19 protein-coding genes, 1 pseudogene and 1 riboswitch are annotated in these 16,069 nt (G+C 37.7%); of the genes and pseudogenes, 10 read left to right on the top strand and 10 right to left on the bottom strand.

Features of this window, described 5'->3' with window-relative positions; genetic code table 11:
* Positions 1 to 74: 74 nt before the first annotated feature.
* A complete protein-coding gene (locus I215_RS16520; protein WP_008992689.1) occupies positions 75 to 242 on the bottom strand; it encodes a transposase in 168 nt (55 codons plus the stop codon).
* Between the two features lie 436 nt (positions 243 to 678).
* A riboswitch (cobalamin riboswitch) is annotated at positions 679 to 869 on the top strand.
* Between the two features lie 121 nt (positions 870 to 990).
* Between I215_RS16520 and I215_RS14225 the strand changes: the two genes are divergently transcribed.
* Genes I215_RS14225 through I215_RS14215 form a run of 3 tightly spaced genes read left to right on the top strand, consistent with a single transcriptional unit; the run spans position 991 to position 2,997 of the window.
* A complete protein-coding gene (locus I215_RS14225; RefSeq protein ID WP_008992687.1) occupies positions 991 to 1,377 on the top strand; it encodes an acyl-CoA thioesterase in 387 nt (128 codons plus the stop codon).
* Positions 1,378 to 1,403: 26 nt separating this feature from the next.
* Positions 1,404 to 2,060 (top strand): epoxyqueuosine reductase QueH, encoded by a 657-nt coding sequence (locus tag I215_RS14220; RefSeq protein ID WP_040460533.1) that lies wholly within the window; start codon positions 1,404 to 1,406, stop codon positions 2,058 to 2,060.
* Positions 2,011 to 2,997 carry an alpha-glutamyl/putrescinyl thymine pyrophosphorylase clade 3 protein gene (locus I215_RS14215; RefSeq protein ID WP_008992685.1) on the top strand — a complete coding sequence of 329 codons (987 nt, stop codon included), beginning with the start codon at positions 2,011 to 2,013 and terminating at the stop codon, positions 2,995 to 2,997. The genes I215_RS14220 and I215_RS14215 overlap by 50 nt, the downstream gene beginning before the upstream one ends.
* A gap of 290 nt (positions 2,998 to 3,287) precedes the next feature.
* On the opposite strand, the pseudogene I215_RS16420 reads toward I215_RS14215, so the two are convergent.
* From I215_RS16420 to I215_RS14195, 4 genes and pseudogenes are all read right to left on the bottom strand, one after another.
* A pseudogene (locus tag I215_RS16420) lies at positions 3,288 to 3,950 on the bottom strand (oxidoreductase).
* Between the two features lie 101 nt (positions 3,951 to 4,051).
* Positions 4,052 to 5,044 (bottom strand): bile acid:sodium symporter family protein, encoded by a 993-nt coding sequence (locus I215_RS14205; RefSeq protein WP_040460543.1) that lies wholly within the window; start codon positions 5,042 to 5,044, stop codon positions 4,052 to 4,054.
* Between the two features lie 59 nt (positions 5,045 to 5,103).
* Positions 5,104 to 6,132 (bottom strand): methionine synthase, encoded by a 1,029-nt coding sequence (locus tag I215_RS14200; protein WP_008992681.1) that lies wholly within the window; start codon positions 6,130 to 6,132, stop codon positions 5,104 to 5,106.
* Positions 6,133 to 6,161: 29 nt separating this feature from the next.
* Complete coding sequence (locus I215_RS14195) at positions 6,162 to 7,175, bottom strand: DUF1852 domain-containing protein (protein WP_008992680.1); 1,014 nt, start codon at positions 7,173 to 7,175, stop codon at positions 6,162 to 6,164.
* Positions 7,176 to 7,370: 195 nt separating this feature from the next.
* Here I215_RS14195 and I215_RS14190 point away from each other — a divergent pair, with 195 nt between their 5' ends.
* A complete protein-coding gene (locus I215_RS14190) occupies positions 7,371 to 7,832 on the top strand; it encodes an Lrp/AsnC family transcriptional regulator (protein ID WP_008992679.1) in 462 nt (153 codons plus the stop codon).
* 480 nt (positions 7,833 to 8,312) lie between these two features.
* Here I215_RS14190 and I215_RS16695 read toward each other — a convergent pair whose 3' ends face one another.
* The 3 genes from I215_RS16695 to I215_RS16410 form a co-directional block, all read right to left on the bottom strand.
* Positions 8,313 to 8,450, bottom strand: coding sequence for a transposase domain-containing protein (locus tag I215_RS16695; RefSeq protein WP_394330801.1), 138 nt, complete (start codon positions 8,448 to 8,450; stop codon positions 8,313 to 8,315).
* 133 nt (positions 8,451 to 8,583) lie between these two features.
* Positions 8,584 to 9,351 carry an IS4 family transposase gene (locus tag I215_RS14185; protein WP_008992677.1) on the bottom strand — a complete coding sequence of 256 codons (768 nt, stop codon included), beginning with the start codon at positions 9,349 to 9,351 and terminating at the stop codon, positions 8,584 to 8,586.
* Positions 9,300 to 9,746: a DUF4372 domain-containing protein gene (locus I215_RS16410; RefSeq protein WP_008992676.1), complete on the bottom strand. Its 447-nt coding sequence runs from the start codon at positions 9,744 to 9,746 to the stop codon at positions 9,300 to 9,302. The genes I215_RS14185 and I215_RS16410 overlap by 52 nt, the downstream gene beginning before the upstream one ends.
* Positions 9,747 to 9,969: 223 nt before the next feature.
* Between I215_RS16410 and I215_RS14180 the strand changes: the two genes are divergently transcribed.
* Positions 9,970 to 10,245: a helix-turn-helix domain-containing protein gene (locus I215_RS14180; RefSeq protein ID WP_008992675.1), complete on the top strand. Its 276-nt coding sequence runs from the start codon at positions 9,970 to 9,972 to the stop codon at positions 10,243 to 10,245.
* Positions 10,246 to 10,371: 126 nt separating this feature from the next.
* Here the strand turns inward: I215_RS14180 and I215_RS14175 are convergent, their stop codons facing one another.
* Both I215_RS14175 and I215_RS14170 read right to left on the bottom strand, forming a co-directional pair.
* Positions 10,372 to 10,671 carry a Vgb family protein gene (locus tag I215_RS14175; RefSeq protein WP_008992674.1) on the bottom strand — a complete coding sequence of 100 codons (300 nt, stop codon included), beginning with the start codon at positions 10,669 to 10,671 and terminating at the stop codon, positions 10,372 to 10,374.
* Positions 10,672 to 11,232: 561 nt separating this feature from the next.
* The gene (locus I215_RS14170; protein WP_008992673.1) at positions 11,233 to 12,120 is read right to left on the bottom strand and encodes a LysR substrate-binding domain-containing protein; all 888 of its coding nucleotides are present in this window, start codon (positions 12,118 to 12,120) and stop codon (positions 11,233 to 11,235) included.
* 73 nt (positions 12,121 to 12,193) lie between these two features.
* Here I215_RS14170 and I215_RS14165 point away from each other — a divergent pair, with 73 nt between their 5' ends.
* Genes I215_RS14165 through I215_RS14145 form a run of 5 tightly spaced genes read left to right on the top strand, consistent with a single transcriptional unit; the run spans position 12,194 to position 15,873 of the window.
* Positions 12,194 to 13,666, top strand: a complete 1,473-nt coding sequence (locus tag I215_RS14165; RefSeq protein WP_008992672.1) for a pyridoxal phosphate-dependent decarboxylase family protein — start codon at positions 12,194 to 12,196, stop codon at positions 13,664 to 13,666.
* A gap of 12 nt (positions 13,667 to 13,678) precedes the next feature.
* Positions 13,679 to 14,143, top strand: a complete 465-nt coding sequence (locus tag I215_RS14160; protein ID WP_008992671.1) for a GNAT family N-acetyltransferase — start codon at positions 13,679 to 13,681, stop codon at positions 14,141 to 14,143.
* 17 nt (positions 14,144 to 14,160) lie between these two features.
* A complete protein-coding gene (locus I215_RS14155; RefSeq protein ID WP_008992670.1) occupies positions 14,161 to 14,679 on the top strand; it encodes a GNAT family N-acetyltransferase in 519 nt (172 codons plus the stop codon).
* A gap of 13 nt (positions 14,680 to 14,692) precedes the next feature.
* Positions 14,693 to 15,298: an FMN-binding negative transcriptional regulator gene (locus I215_RS14150; RefSeq protein WP_008992669.1), complete on the top strand. Its 606-nt coding sequence runs from the start codon at positions 14,693 to 14,695 to the stop codon at positions 15,296 to 15,298.
* Between the two features lie 5 nt (positions 15,299 to 15,303).
* Positions 15,304 to 15,873 (top strand): GNAT family N-acetyltransferase, encoded by a 570-nt coding sequence (locus tag I215_RS14145; protein ID WP_008992668.1) that lies wholly within the window; start codon positions 15,304 to 15,306, stop codon positions 15,871 to 15,873.
* The last annotated feature ends 196 nt before the right edge of the window (positions 15,874 to 16,069 follow it).

Below are 16,069 nucleotides of genomic sequence, written 5' to 3'. Positions count from 1 at the left end.
TAATCAACCTATATAAGAAGTATTCCGTATTGCTCACACCTCTAAATTGAGCTCTAAATGCCTTTACTTTAGCATTAAATGATTCTGCTTAAAGCATTGGTACTTCCGTTTAAAAAGTAGTTAAGAATAGATCGGTAATTTAAAGTAATACTATTGGTTACTATTTGGAAGCTCTTAAACCCTGATTCCTCCACATCTTTGTACCAGTGGGCTAGTTTGGTGTAGGCTACTTTTATATCCATGGCTTGGTTAAAAATGTTTCGTAAGCCTTAAACTAGGCATGTGCACCGCACTGACAACGACGAAGTGCATACAAAGGCATCCATTGCCATAGGGTTTTCCATTTTAGAAGAAAGTACGGGAAATCTGGGTTTTAAGGAACCAGGTGTGAAGTTTGCCAATTTTCAGGCACTCTGGGAAACTACAGGGTACTGTCCCTCAGTACTCGTGGAATGGGTTTTGTGACCCAGACCGATGAAGTGGTCTATTTTTTAGAACCTAAGAGTATCAGGGCAATGGCATTGCCTATATTGATGGGGTTGTACAACTATTTTAATTCTGGATTATGAGGGAGTTTTTTGTTGAAGTTATGAAGTGTTTAAAAAATATAAGCATAATCATATTTAATGATCTTTTACTTAAAATATAGTCTATCTTTGTCGAAGTTCTTAGGATATTTTGTTTTCAAATAGTATTGGTTTTCGGTGAGAACCGAAATTAAAAGGGAACCGTGTTGAAATCACGGGCTGTCGCGCAACTGTAATTGACTTAAAAGTTTTTACCCTTGTTGCCCACTGTTCGCTATTACGAATGGGAAGGGCGGTAAAAATGTCATAAGCCAGGAGACCTGCCATAACTTACTTGACAATGCTTTCGCGGTTGAAGTTATTGGTTTGCATATCTATGGGTTACTTGTGCCCCGTTGCATCTACTGTTCAACCATCAAGCATTACCTAATATTCTTTCTATAAGGTAATTAACAACATAGATATGACAGTAGAAGATAGAATAAATCATTCGGAAACTCGTATTTTCAAAGCGGTATTCCCTAACACAACAAACCATTACGATACGCTTTTTGGAGGAACAGCCATGCAACTTATGGATGAAGTTGCATTTATTGCCGCTACCCGTTTTAGCAGACAGCGTGTAGTTACGGTAAGCAGCGACCGTATCGACTTTAAAAAGTCTATTCCAGGAGGTACTTTTGTAGAGCTTATCGGTAAAGTGGTGCATGTGGGAAATACAAGCCTTAAAGTACATGTGGAAATATTTGTTGAAGACATGTATTCTGAAAGCCGGGAAAAAGCTATCTCCGGAAATTTTATCTTCGTGGCAATTAATGAAAATAAAGAGCCGGTTGAGATTATAAAGTAATATTTATCGAAAGAAACTACACTTTTATGGAAAATAATGATTTTGTGAGGGAAAAACTAGAATTGCCCAATAAGGGTAAAAAGCTACTGCTTCACTCTTGTTGCGCCCCTTGTTCTGGCGAGGTAATGGAAGCTATTATTGCTTCGGGTATTGATTTTACGATCTTCTTTCACAATCCGAATATTCATCCAAAAAAGGAATATGACTTAAGGAAAGAAGAAAATATCCGTTTTGCAGAAAAGCACAACATACCTTTTGTGGATGCGGATTATGATGTAGATGATTGGTTTGCCAGAGCGAAAGGTATGGAATGGGAGCCCGAAAGAGGTATTCGTTGTACCATGTGTTTTGATATGCGTTTTGAACGAACCGCTTTATTCGCTTACGAAAACGGATTTGATACCATTTGCAGTTCATTGGGTATTTCACGATGGAAAAATATGGAGCAGATCAATGACTGTGGTATTCGCGCGGCATCACATTATGAGGGCATAACTTATTGGACATACAACTGGAGAAAAAAGGGCGGTTCTACTCGGATGTTAGAAATCAGCAAAAGAGAAGAATTCTATATGCAGGAATATTGTGGTTGCGCGTACTCTTTACGTGACACCAATAAATGGAGAACGGAAAATGGAAGGGAAAAAATCAAATTGGGCGAGAAATACTATGGAAAAGACTGAATCGTTTGATTCTTCTATGAGTGCAATTTTAAACAGAATAAAAGATTTTCAGAAATATGAATTTGATTTAAAGGGGTTGGTTTGCGAGAATGATATTGATGAATTTGTTACAATAATTTCTGATAGTATTAAAAAAGTATCTTGGATCATCGAATCGAAGCCTGTCGATTTTCAGTTTAATCCGCAAGCAATTTCTGAAGAATATTTTCCTTATGGCTGGGTCAAACATTTGTTGGCCAAAAATGATTCGGATGAAGCTTGTTGGCTACTTTTTCTAATAAGTTATGTAGGGTATAATTCAAAATCAAAATGGAATCTTTTGAAGGGTATCTATACTGCTTTGGATGCTCAGGAAATTTGGTCTTGGGAAAGGATAAATGGAAATGTGAAAGATTTTCAAAACTGGCTTATCAAAAATCAGGTATTACTTTATCAAAATGGGAATTTAGGAGATAATTATAAGCACCCTGTAATGGATATGCATAAAGCAACAACTATGGCAAAAGATATAGAAAATTATGTTTTTTATATGGCTGAATTTTCTAACCATGCTGAGTTTTTTGCAAATGCAAATACACAATTCAATTCTCAACCAGATCTGAAGTTTAATTACTTGCTTTCTTCTTTGAACAAAAATTTAAGGAGTAATAACCTGGTTCATTACAACTATTTAAACCTAATAGATTTTTTGGACATTACCGAGCTCTCTCCAAATTCATTTTATCTGAACGATTCTTCGTTTGTTAAAAGGAGTGCCAAATTGCTAATGTTGGGTAAGAATAAAATTCAAAAAGTCTCTCTACCGGATTTGGACAAAGCTTTGCTCTTGTTGTCGGGGTATATTCACGATCAATATGGGAATTATATTCTTCATTTGGCTTTGGGAAAATGGGGGAAAGAAAGAATATGGAATAAAAAAGTCAGTTTCAAAAAATAAGATTATCAAAAAATGCTGCCAAATTATTTGTGTAGCGTTTTATTCTTTCCAAGGTGGATAATCATTATAACCTTGTGCCCCACCACCATAGATTGTTGTCAATCCGGCTCAGTAAGCCCAGCATTTTTTCAAACCGCTCAGGCAGGTCGGGGTTTGAAATGTATGATTTGCCAAAGGAAATTAGTTTTGCAATGCCTTTTTCAAGTTCTGCTTCGGCAGAAACCTTGTCATATCCTGCATTGGCAATAACTGGCTGTCGAATCTTCCTGCCAAATAACTCAATTTCATTGTCAGCACCATAATTTTCCGACGAAGCAGAATGCGAAGGGATTGAATGGAGAAATTTTAATCCCTACCTTCTCACCACCTACGAAACTGATCAGTTCCTGCATCAACTCCAGTACCAATCGGGAATTGTTAGGGATACTGCCGCCGAAATCATCCGTTCTTTGGTTGGCACTTTCAGCTAAGAACTGGTTGGAGAGATAGGCATTGGCAACGTGAAGCTGAACCCCATCAAAACCTGCAGCTATGGCATTTTTTGCGGCCTGACCAATGTCCTTTATAGTCTGTTTGATTTCCTGGATCGTCATTTCCTGAGGTACCTCATAATCTTTCTTGCCCTGGGAGGTAAATTGCTGCATTCCACGGATAGGCAATGGTGATGGCGCAAAAGGGAGCTTGCCGTACCTGTCCACAGAATGCCCCACGCGGCCAGTGTGCCAAAGCTGGGCCATAATAACACCCCCTTTGTTGTGAACCGCGATTGTAATCTTCTTCCATGCTTCTATCTATTCAGTCGTGAAAATACCCGGGGTGAGTGGACTGCCGATAGCTTCTTCACTAATCCTGATGGCTTCCGTAAATAGCAAACCTGCGCTTGCCCTTTGGGTATAGTATTCTACCGTCATGTCACCCACTAAACCATTTGCGCCTGCACGGCCTCTGGTCATCGCCGCCATGGCCATTCTATTTTTCAGGCTGACATTGCCCAACAGTACTTTTTCTAAAAGTTTCATTTGTTATGTGTTCTGACTGTGATCTTTTAAAAAAATTATACGCCTTTTCGTCTAGCCATACGCTGAGCGATAATACTGGCGGCAATCAACTGCAAGGCATGGTAAAGCATGAGCGGCAACAATATAATACCGGTAATGGTACTGTGCTGAAAGAGAACTTTTGACATAACGGTGCCGTGTACCAATGATTTTTTAGACCCACAAAACAATACTGTAATACGATCTTCAACTGAAAAACCAAACAATCGACTCAGTAGCCCAACACCAAGGAATACGGTAAAAAATAAGGCCGTCATCCCTGCAGCTAGTCCGACAAGTTCAAGGGCTGTGAAACCTTCAAACAGATGTTCAGAAAATGACTTACAAAAAGAAGTGTAGATGATGGTGAGGATGATTGCCTGATCGAATCGTTTGAGCTGTTTCTTGTATTTTTCAGCAATGGCGCCAAAACGGGAGTTAAGGCTGATGCCTATGATAACAGGCAATAAGACTTGAAGAAACAACTTTATGATGATCTCACTAACATCAAAATCACCTGTTGCAGAAGCGATGAACAGCCCAACCCATAGCGGGGTAACCACTACTCCGATCAAACTGGAAATGCTGGCATTAAAAATGGCTGCGGGAAGGTTGCCCCGGGCGATGGATACCATCACTACCGAAGAGGAAACTGTGGACGGTAAAGCCGCCAAAAAGAATATGCCTAACCAAAGTAGCTCTAAGTCAGTGCCCGCAAACAAGGGGCGGGACGCCAAAACGATAAGCGGAAAAAATAAAAAGGTCGTCAACTGGACAACAATGTGCATTTTCCAGTTGGCTAGCCCGACCTTTAGTTTCTCCACACTCAGCCGCAGGCCATAAAACAAGAAGATCAATGATACGCCTATACTGGCAATCTCCCCCAGCGAAACAGGTTCTTTGACCAATCCGGGCTGGGGTAAAAAATAGGCCAGTAGTATCATGATGCCTATCATTAACAGAAAACTGTCGAAACCTACTTTGCTTAATGCCGCTAATAACTTCTTCAATGCGCTCTTAATATATTGCTCCGTTGAGCCAAAATAATTTATCAATTAAAACATGGGAACTAAAACGCAAATTCTTTACGTATAACTTCTGCTCCTGCGCTTAAAGCGCTCAACTTACCTCTTGCTACGTTTCGGGACAAAGGTGCCATACCACAGTTTGTTGAAGGGTAAAGATTTTCGATATCAACAAACTCAAGAGCTTTGCGAAGTGTATCAGCTACTTCTTTGGGAGTTTCAATAGTGTTGGTTGCCACATCAATTGCCCCAACCATTACTTTTTTGCCGCGAACAAGCTCCATTAAATCTAAAGGCACATTTGAGTTGTGACACTCTAATGAAACAATATCAATTCTGGATTTTTGAATTTTAGGGAAAATTTCTTCGTATTGACGCCATTCAGAACCCAATGTCTTTTTCCAATCATTATTTGCCTTTATTCCGTAGCCGTAACAAATGTGTACCGCAGTTTCGCAGTTTAAACCTTCAATGGCTCTTTCCAATGTTGCCATTCCCCAATCGTTTACTTCATCAAAGAAAACATTAAATGCAGGTTCATCAAACTGGATGATATCTACACCTGCCTCTTGTAGTTCTCTTGCTTCTTCATTGAGTGTTTTTGCAAATTCCCACGCCAATTTTTCCCGGCTTTTGTAATGGTCGTCATATAAGGTATCTACCATGGTCATCGGGCCTGGCAATGCCCACTTTATAGTCTTATTAGTTTGCTTACGTAAAAATTTAGCATCTTCAACAAAAACTGCTTTTTGACGAGCAACCTCATCTACAACAACTGGAACACTCGCGTCATATCGGTCACGGATTTTTACGATTTTACGGTTTTCAAAATCCACACCACTTAAATGCTCGATAAAAGTTGTTACAAAATGTTGGCGGGTCTGTTCTCCATCACAAATAATATCCAGCCCTGCCAATTGCTGTTCCTGAAATGAAATGCGCAAAGCATCCTGTTTCCCTTCAATAAGCTGATCGTCTTCTAATTTCCAGGGTGACCAAAGTTTTTCGGGGGGTGCAAGCCAGGCAGGTTTGGGTAAACTTCCAACAATTGAGGTTGGCAATAATTTTTTCATAATAAAATAATTATAATGTTTTGAATTAATTAAAGAGCGAAATTAGCAGCCCACTCTTCTAAGACACTTTTATAAGGTTTAATGAAATGCTCTTCAGCATATTTACCCTGTTCAACAGACAGTCGTCTACGCTCTTCGCGGTCATATTCCACACGAGTCAGTGAATAATCTTCGTGTTTAAGACTAGGTTTATAGATTTTCCCAGCCACTGAATTTGCATTGTAAATTTCAGGGCGATAAATCTTCTGGAAAGTCTCCATCGTGCTGATTGAACTGATTAGTCCAAGATCAGTATAATCAGCAAGTAAATCTCCGGAATGATAAAAAGCCATCGGTGCCACACTGTTTTCAGGCATGAAAAAACGAACTTTTAAGCCCATTTTAGAGAAATACTCATCAGTGAGAGAATACTGATCCTGCACATACTCAAAACCCAGAACAGGATGCTGATACTCAGTGCGGGTATAAGTCTTATTGCTCGATACACTTAGACAAATGATCGGTGACTGCTTAAAGTGCGCTTTATAAGTGTCTGAACTTATAAAGCACTTATAGAGTTTTCCGTGCAAATCTCCAAAATTTTCTGGAACACAAAAATTAGATTTGTTTTTATTGTACTCGATCAATAAAACACTAAAATCGTAATCACGCACATAAGAAGAAAAATTATTTCCGGCAATACCTTCGATATGCTGGCCAGTCTTATGGTCAAAAATATTCGTTTTCAAAACTTCGATCATTGGCAGATCGTTAACACCATTCTCATCATCGATACTCATTGTTACGGTGATGATTTCAAGTTCCACATGGTAACGATCGCCCTTTGGATTATCCAAATGAGCCAACGCATTGAATCGATTGTTGATCATATTTAAGGCATTTCGCAAGTTTTGTTGGCGATTAGCTCCTCTGGCTAAGTTTGCAAAATTAGTTGTTAGACGCGTTTTGCTTGAGGGGTGATAGTTTTCATCTAAACAAGTGCTCTTTAGTGTGAAAACAAAATCATTCTTGATTGTATTCTGAGTATCTTTCATGGTTTTCATCTGATTTGTTGTCGAATTATATAATTAACCTGCTCCTGCCTAATTATCCAGTTTTAATCTCTTGCAAATTTCGAATTAAAAGATTAATTAATTAACTTTGAACTTATATTTAGAGTAAATATCTATCCATGCAGAATTAAAAGATAAATCATCCTTTAACCATATGGATTTGATTGATTAATAGAAAAATTATCTATGTCAGATTTAGATCAGATTGATTTGAAGCTATTAGAACTGCTTCAACAAAGCGGAAAATTAACCACAAAAGAAATTGCAAATCGGGTTAACCTATCTCCAACTCCTGTTTATGAAAGAATCAGACGTTTGGAAAGGGAAGGAATAATCAGGAAATATGTGGCATTGGTAGAAGCCGAAAAAGTTGGAAAAGGTCTTATCGTTTTCTGTGATATTACTTTAAAAGAGCATTCTAAAGAAATAGGCTATCAATTTGTCCATGATATCACGGCTTCCAAGTATGTCTGTGAGTGTTATAATATTTCAGGGGATTCTGATTTTAGATTAAAGGTGATGGTGAGGGATATGAAACATTATCAAGATTTTGTACTCAATGATTTAGGTTCAATAAAAAATATTGGAAGTGCGCATAGTACTTTTGTAATGGGAGTTATAAAACACGAATACGCTGTGCCACTTTAGTGGGGATAATTCTGAATTCTCAAAATCATATGGGCTATTCCAAATCCTGAAATAACCTATATAAAACTATCGGATCCGAAGCCAAAAAGTGCCAGACTTCCATCTTTAAATCCCGATTATATCGAAATTAGACCTTCAGCAATATTGTAAACTATCGTAAATACTGCTAGGCCAAAAGCTATTTTTTATAGATTTTTGTTATCCATCATTGATGTATCCCTTTATTCTTTTTTAGAATTATTACTGTATGATTTTGAGTTCATAAAATAGACTGGAACACCATTAAAAGGATACATAAAAATGTAATTTTATAAGACTTGGTTTAGCAATAATCAGTCAAGATGACTTCTTGGGCATATCTAGCTTTCCCATTCTAGTCATTCCTCCATTGCATTTGTATTGCAGAGAATCGAAATGAGTGATTGTCAGATTAAGTCTTAACTACTTCAGCTTAACGTATCCATCCGAGCAGCTACATGTCTAGGATTTCTGATATCCAGGTAAGAGCTCCTCAAGCCTTTGGATGCTGTGATTCGGTATTTTCTCCAGGGTCTCTTGTAGCCACACTTGCGGATTAATTCCCTGCATCTTACAACTTCCAAAGAAAGAGTATATCATAGCAGCATTTTGGGCTGCCTTATGGGAACCTGCAAATAAGAAGTTTTTTCTCCCCAGAGCCAGGGGTCTGATGGCTGTTTTGACCCCTTTAAAACAAGAGAATTATTCTACATTTCAAAACACTAGTGTCCACTTAAAATAAGTTGATTTTCAACTGGTTACTATCACGTTCATTGACATCATTGTAATTAGAAATCGTAAACAGCTCTGTTACAGGTGTTTTGTCTAGTAGGGACATTCCAAGAATTTGTATAATTTCGTAAGTGGATTGCTCTATTTTGTGCTCATTTTTTAAAATAGCCACTAGACAATACGTAATTATTGCCACATTGATTTGAATGCGGACAGCATTTTCCGTTGTACCCCAAAAAGATTTCACCTTTAGATGTTGCTTTATCCATTTAAAAAATAGCTCCACCTGCCAACGCTGTTTATAGAGCATAACTACTTGTAGTGCTGTCAGGTCAAAGTTATTGGTTAAAAACACAAAAGTTCTGTCGTTTTCAGTGTCATAAAATTTAATCCGTCTGATTTTATCCGGATAATCTTTAGATGTGTAAAATCCGCTAAGTTTTCCGATTTGGTCGGTCTTCACTCCAGTAGATTTGTCAACCTTTTTGGAGTACATTCGGTTGAATTTCAAATTGGATTTTGCTCTAACTACGAAGAACGCTTTTTGCCTTGTGATGGTGTACAGTCGGTTAAAATCCACATAAGCACGGTCGAAAATATAATAGGCTGAAGGCTCGTAAATAAGATAATCCATTGCATTGACGTCGTGTAGATCTGCTTCTGAAAAATGAACAAACGCAGGGATCTGTGTGGTAATATCGAATAAGATGTGCAGTTTTATTCCGGTTTTGTCTTGCGGAAAGTTGCCCACCAAAATACACCCAAACATAGGTCAATGGTTGTAGAGTCAAAGGCATAAACCTTCCCGTTTATTCCTAAATCACTTTCATTGCTTTTACTTCTTGCCAAAACAATGAGGTAATTAGCATACTGTTCAAAAATCAGAAAGGATCTTTTTTCGTTGGCCTTGGCAAGGTTACTCAAGGTAACACTTTTACTAAATCCTAAATGGTACGATTTACGTTGGTGCGCTTTGATTACCACAAGCAAATCTCGGAGGCTTTCTCTTCCAGAAATTTGGCCAAAAACCATGCACATTAGCTGATTCCAACAAGTGAAGTGCCTTACATACTTGTTGCCATCATGTTTTGAAACCATTCTGTCAAAAACCCGTTGGGGTAACAATTCTGTAAGTTGGGCGAAAACATATTTACCTTGATTCATAAGTCCATATAAAACACGAACTTAAAAAATCTCAATTCAAATCGTCACCGTCAATAAGAAGCCATATCTTTCTAATTATCAATAATTTCAAAGAACATTAAAAATTTATAGTAGACACTAGTGTCTCTAGTTACTTTCAGTTCATTTGTGTTCATAGTGGCAGAATTGATAACAGAAGGTTGTTCTGCCCTTCAGGAAATTATTAATATCAAAAGAATTGCAAATGAAAGTAGAACTTATCACCCGAGAAGATCTTGAAACTTTTAAAAAAGAACTTTTTGAAGAAATCAGAAGATATTCACCTTATATGAGAAAATCGGGACAGGAACCAAAGGAGTGGTTGAAAAGCTATGAGGTACGTAAATTATTAGGAATTTCAGCAGGTACCCTTCAAAATCTCCGATTAAATGGAACATTGCCCTACACTAAAATTGGTGGATTGATGTACTATCGTTACGAAGAAATAAGGAAGTTAATGGAAGGAGTTGGTGACAGATAAACAATTATGAGACAGTTTCTCAAGCTTTTACTTTGGCAATCTTACCATTTTCCAGGGCAGTCCAAACGTCACTGCCAACAACTGCGACACCATGCGGTTCCGAGTTGTTTGTAGGAAGGTCATATCCTATGATATCCCTTTTTTGGTAATACAAGCAATTTTGTTGGCTGCCCATTCCGTACACCAAAGCTGATCTCCGGTTTGATAGGCAATAGCATGTGGCTTGGCATTTGGTATTGGAATTTCAAACTCCACGATATCGTTCAAGGAGTTTATTTTCCCTATTATATTTCCCAATATTTCAACAAACCAAATTTCATCATCAGGACCCGGGCAAATGCCAACCGGGCCTGCTTTTTCGGTTGGGATATCAAAATGTTCAAAACTTCCGTTTTTATCGAATTTCCCTATTGCTCCAAACTTCAATAACCTGTTACCGTACTAACAGATAGTAAGTGCGCAACAGCTTTTAAAGGAAAATCGTCATCTTATATGCCTCGCCAATGTAACTGGATGTTTCGGCGAACAACTTTCTTTCTTGCTTTTGGATTTCAGCCAAAATGTTGTTCAAATGATGTCTCATAGCTAAGGTTTTTAAATTGTACACTATCACTATCTACACACATATATTATCCTTAACACTGAGTTTCTTTCATGAGATAGGGTTAAGTCAGGGAAGATTTTTTTGTTATGTCAAGTGCAGATATAAAATGGTGAATTTTAATGCTCAAACAATTGCACCTCGAAAACATATTCATGTACATCAAAATTCGTAAATTGTGCCATCGTAATGAACCAATTTCTACAAATTGTCCCGTTTTGCACAAGCTTTACTATGTTAAAAATCCCAACCGTTAATCGAATTTTGTATTTAATATTTTTTATGCTGGAACCTAATTAGTTTTGCTTCTTTATTCCGCCTATTCCACTTGAGATTCTAGTACTATATTGTGCTCGAATATTGAAAACTAAGGAACACAGATATATTTAGTCATCAATAGATAAATCTTGCATAAACTGTATTATATCAGGAAAAGATATTTCAGTGCTTGGTAGCCATAGCATTACATTTTCTACTTTTTGAGGCAGTTGATCCAATTCAATGTACTTAATTCCCTTGTAACCTTTTAGGCTGTTAACAGGTTCAATGGTAAGTCCAAATCCACTTTCCACCAATTTAATCGCTGTGCTTGCAAAAGGTGTTTCATGGATGGTGCGTGGCGTAAATCCTTCATGTATAAAAATAGAATTTAAGGTCTCCACAAATTTTGGACCTTCGGCTTTCGGCGGCAAAATGAACCTCTCTTCGCGGAACTGCTTTAGTCCGTTAAGACCATTTGAATCAACCGGATAATCCAGAGGCATGGCCACGGCGAAGTTTGTCTTTGCTATTATTCTATGTCTAAAACTCCCGTCAATTTCGGGGTTGGTAGAAAAACCAATGTCTATCTCCCTGTTTTTCAGCGCATCGTATTGCCGTGTATTGTTAAATTCCAGCCAAATGATTTTAACATCTGGATAGACATTGTTCACCGCTAACATCATTTTAGGCAAAAAGTGCTGCAATGCCGAATGAGTGTAACCAATCCTGATTTCACCTGCCTGACCGTGATAGAGTTTGTTTGTCCGGTGAACAGCAAAATCAAACTGGTTAACAAGATGTTCGGCCTCTTTCTGAAAATATTTACCTGCCGAAGTCAACTCAACATTACGTTTGTTGCGGTTGAATAGAACCGCCCCGATTAAATCTTCCAACTGTTTGATTTGTCTGCTCAATGCTGGTTGTGCAATGTGTGTCTGCTCCGCAGCCCGCGTAAAGTTTAGCGTTTTACATAAAAGCAGAAAGTTTCTTAATACTGAAGTGTCTATATCCATTTATTCATTAAAATGATTAGTTCATTCAAATTTAGTATTTTTTGTGATTAATTGAGTTGCCTAAATTTGCGGTATGAAAAAAGATAGAAACATATCAGTGGATTTTGACGATGTCAATTCAGCGGAAACATTCCGGAATATCGGTTACCAGATTATAGATGTTCTTGCGGAAGAATTGACGAAAGCAAAAGAAAACATTGGCTTCCCCGTGCTTAACTGGCAAACGCCGCAGGAGCAGCTTAAGTTTTGGCAGGACGATTTCAAAGGCGATAAAATCGAAAACCCTCTTCCACTTTTCAGGAATATTATTAAATCTTCCATTAACATTAATATGCGTGGCAATGTAGGGCATCAGATAGCCGCACCACATCCAATTACGACATTGACCTCCGCATTGATTGCACATCTAAATAATGGTATGGGTGTATATGAGGTAGGGATGGCCGGAAATGCAATGGAAAAAATCGTTATTGATGACTTATCGCGCATTTTTGGTCTACCGGATGATGCTTCAGGTTTTGTTACCTCAGGCGGGAGTCTAGGCAATCTTACAGCAATTCTTACTGCAAAAACTAAATACTTGCGTGAAAATCCTGATGTGAAAATAGATCAACTTGTCGTTATGTTATCCGAAGAAGCTCATTACAGCACAGACCGTACTGCATCGGTTATTGGCTTGAGAAAAGAAAATATCTTCAAGGTACCTGTTGATGCCGATTTCCGAATGCGCACGGACTTATTGGAGGATTTTTACCAATTAGCCGATCGTGAAAACAAAAAGATCTTCTGTATAATCGGTTGTTCGTGTTCCACATCAACAGGATCGTTTGACGATCTTGCAGCCATTGCTGATTTTGCACACAAGTATAAAATATGGTTCCATGTTGATGCGGCCCATGGTGGACCCTCCGTTTTCTCAACAAAATACCGTCATTTATTGAATGGTATTCATAATGCCAATTCAATCATTATGGACTTCCACAAAATGATGGGCGTTCCCTCGCTTTCAACAGCTGTCATTTTTAGGCATTCATGGTATAGCAACCTCACCTTTTCTCAGGACGCTAAATATCTATGGCAAGACCAAAAAAGTGAGGAATGGTACAATTCAGGGAAAAGAACATTTGAGTGTACAAAACCGATGAGCATTGTGCATATCTATACGATCCTTCGGATGTATGGATACGATATTTTTCAAGAGCAGATTGAACTTTTGTATGGTTTGGCCAAAGATTTTGCTGAAAATCTTAACAAGAGATCCGATTTTGAGGTTCTTATTAAACCACAATCCAATATTGTATGTTTCCGATTTATCAATTCGAAAGGCGATCTAAACATCCTCAACAGCAAAATACAACAAGAGATAGTTCGAGATGGAAGGTTCTACATTGTTGGAACAACTGCTTCCGGTCAATATTATTTAAGAGTATCTTTGATGAACACGCGTACAACACAAGCCGATCTCCAAGAACTACTGAACCTTATCATTGAAAAGGCAAGTGAACAAACGATGAATGTTGATAATTTTAAAATAAATGTTCAGTAAATATATCGTAATATGGAAAGTAACGAAATAATTATCCGCAAAGCTGTTGAGGCAGACAGTGCGAAAGTTTGGGTGTTGATGAGAGATTTAGCAGTTTTTGAAAGGTATATTGATGTTTTCGCTATTACACCTGAAATAGTAAAGGAAAGCGGTTTCCGTAAAAACTCGCCAGACTTTCATTGCTTTGTAGCAGAGGGCAATGATGAGATAGCAGGAATGTTAGTGTATTATTTTCTTCCGTACACAGCACAGAACCGACCTGCGATTTATATGAAAGAACTTTATGTAGATGAAAAATACAGAGGACAAAAAATTGGCGAACAATTGATGGATGCTTTAAAAAAAGAAGCCAAAGTAAATAACTGCGGGCAAATAAAATGGACAGTTGCCCCCTGGAACGAGGGTGGAAAAAGGTTCTATGAACGTCTGGGAGCAAAGGAAAATAACGAGTGGATTAATTATGAATGGAGTGTTTAAAAATTATTAAAATAGCAATGGAAAATATAATGATACTGGGCGTAACATTAAACGATATTGAACAATTACAAACAATTGGCAGAGAAACGTTTTCAGAAACATTTTCTTCAAGCAAAACCAAAGAAGATATGGCAAAGTACTTAGCGGATAGTTTTTCTATCGAAAAGCTATCCGAAGAACTGAATAATGAGCATTCCGAATTTTACTTTGCAATCATCGATGATAAAGTCGTAGGTTATCTGAAACTAAATTTCGGTAGTTCACAATCAGAAATACAAGACAGCATTAGCCTTGAAATAGAAAGGATTTATGTATTACAGGAATACCACGGAAAAAAGGTTGGACAAGTGTTGTACGAGAAATCAATGCAGGTTGCAGAAGATAAAAAAGTGGATTATGTATGGTTGGGAGTTTGGGAAGAAAACCCAAGAGCCATCCGCTTTTATCAGAAAAACGGATTTGTAGAATTTGATAAGCACATTTTCAGATTAGGGGATGATGAACAGACTGATATAATGATGAAAAAGTTTTTGTAAAAACGTATTGTATATGTACACACCCAATCATTTTCAGTTTAAGGATAATGCAGAAAAAATTGCTTTTATGAAGCAATACAGCTTCGCCACCATTATAACGGTCAAAAACAATCTTCCTATTGCAACCCAATTGCCATTTTTTATAGATAACAGCTCGGATAAACTGATATTGAGTTCGCACTTTGCTGCAGCCAATGAGCATAGCAAGTACATAGAAGCGAATACCTCATTGGTCATTTTCACTGAACCGCACGCCTATATTTCGCCTGCACATTACGACAAGAGGGAAAGTGTACCCACTTGGGATTACATTGCCGTACACGCCTACGGAAAAGCAAAAGTTATTGTAGAGGAAGCTGCTAAAATTAAAGCATTAGAGCAAATGATAAAATTCTATGAGAAAGACTATTTGCACCAATGGGACAGTCTACCCGATAAATTCAAAAAGGGAATGATGCGTGGAATTGTTGCGTTTGAATTGGAGATAACCGACTTGCAGGGACAAAAGATGTTAAGCCAGAACAAAACAGAAATTGAGAGAAAACGTATAGTGGAGCATTTGGGGAAAAGTGAAAATACAACGGAAAAAGATATTGCAGATTACATCAAAAAATTATAACAGTTATGGAATTTAACATTCAACCTATATTAGAAACCGAAAAGGTAATCCTTTATCCTTTACAGGAAAAGGATTTTGAAGTTTTATATACCACAGCTTCCGACACCAAAATATGGGAACAGCATCCCAATAAAGACCGTAGGAAAAAGGACACATTTAAAACATTTTTTGACGGAGCAATACAAAGCAAGGGCGTTTTTATAATTGTGGACAAAGTTACAGAAAGCGTTATCGGCAGTACCCGAATTTACGATTATAACGAACAGGAAAACAGCATATTTATCGGTTATACGTTTTATGCAGTTGCTTATTGGGGTAAAGGATTAAACGGATTGGTAAAAGCCACAATGCTTGACTACATTTTTCAATTTGTTTCAAAGGTGTATTTCCATATCGGAGCAAATAATATCCGCTCACTGATAGCCATCAGTCGTTTAGGTGCTGAAAAAGTTGCAGAACAAGAAGTAACCTATTTTGGCGAATCACCCAAGCTGAATTTTATGTACGAAATCAGTAAAGAAAAATGGGAACAGGATAGTTCTACAATAATAAGGACATCAATTGCTAATGGATAAGAGGAATAGGCATTATTTCAGTTACGAAGAATTTTGTAATCAACATAGGCGATGTATATACCTTGATTGATGCATTAGGCTTCGCATTTTCCCTGATAAGGGTAGAGCAATATAGGAGGCACTTTTATATTGGTAGCAACCCTTGCTTCGGAAGTGAGATTTAAGCAACGTGTAAATGTATCAACCAATTGATACC

The organism is Galbibacter marinus (assembly GCF_000300875.1).
Taxonomy (GTDB): Bacteria; Bacteroidota; Bacteroidia; order Flavobacteriales; family Flavobacteriaceae; genus Galbibacter; species Galbibacter marinus.
The sequence above is the reverse complement of the archived record's forward strand: the minus strand, read 5'-3'. Positions and strand labels throughout refer to the sequence as shown.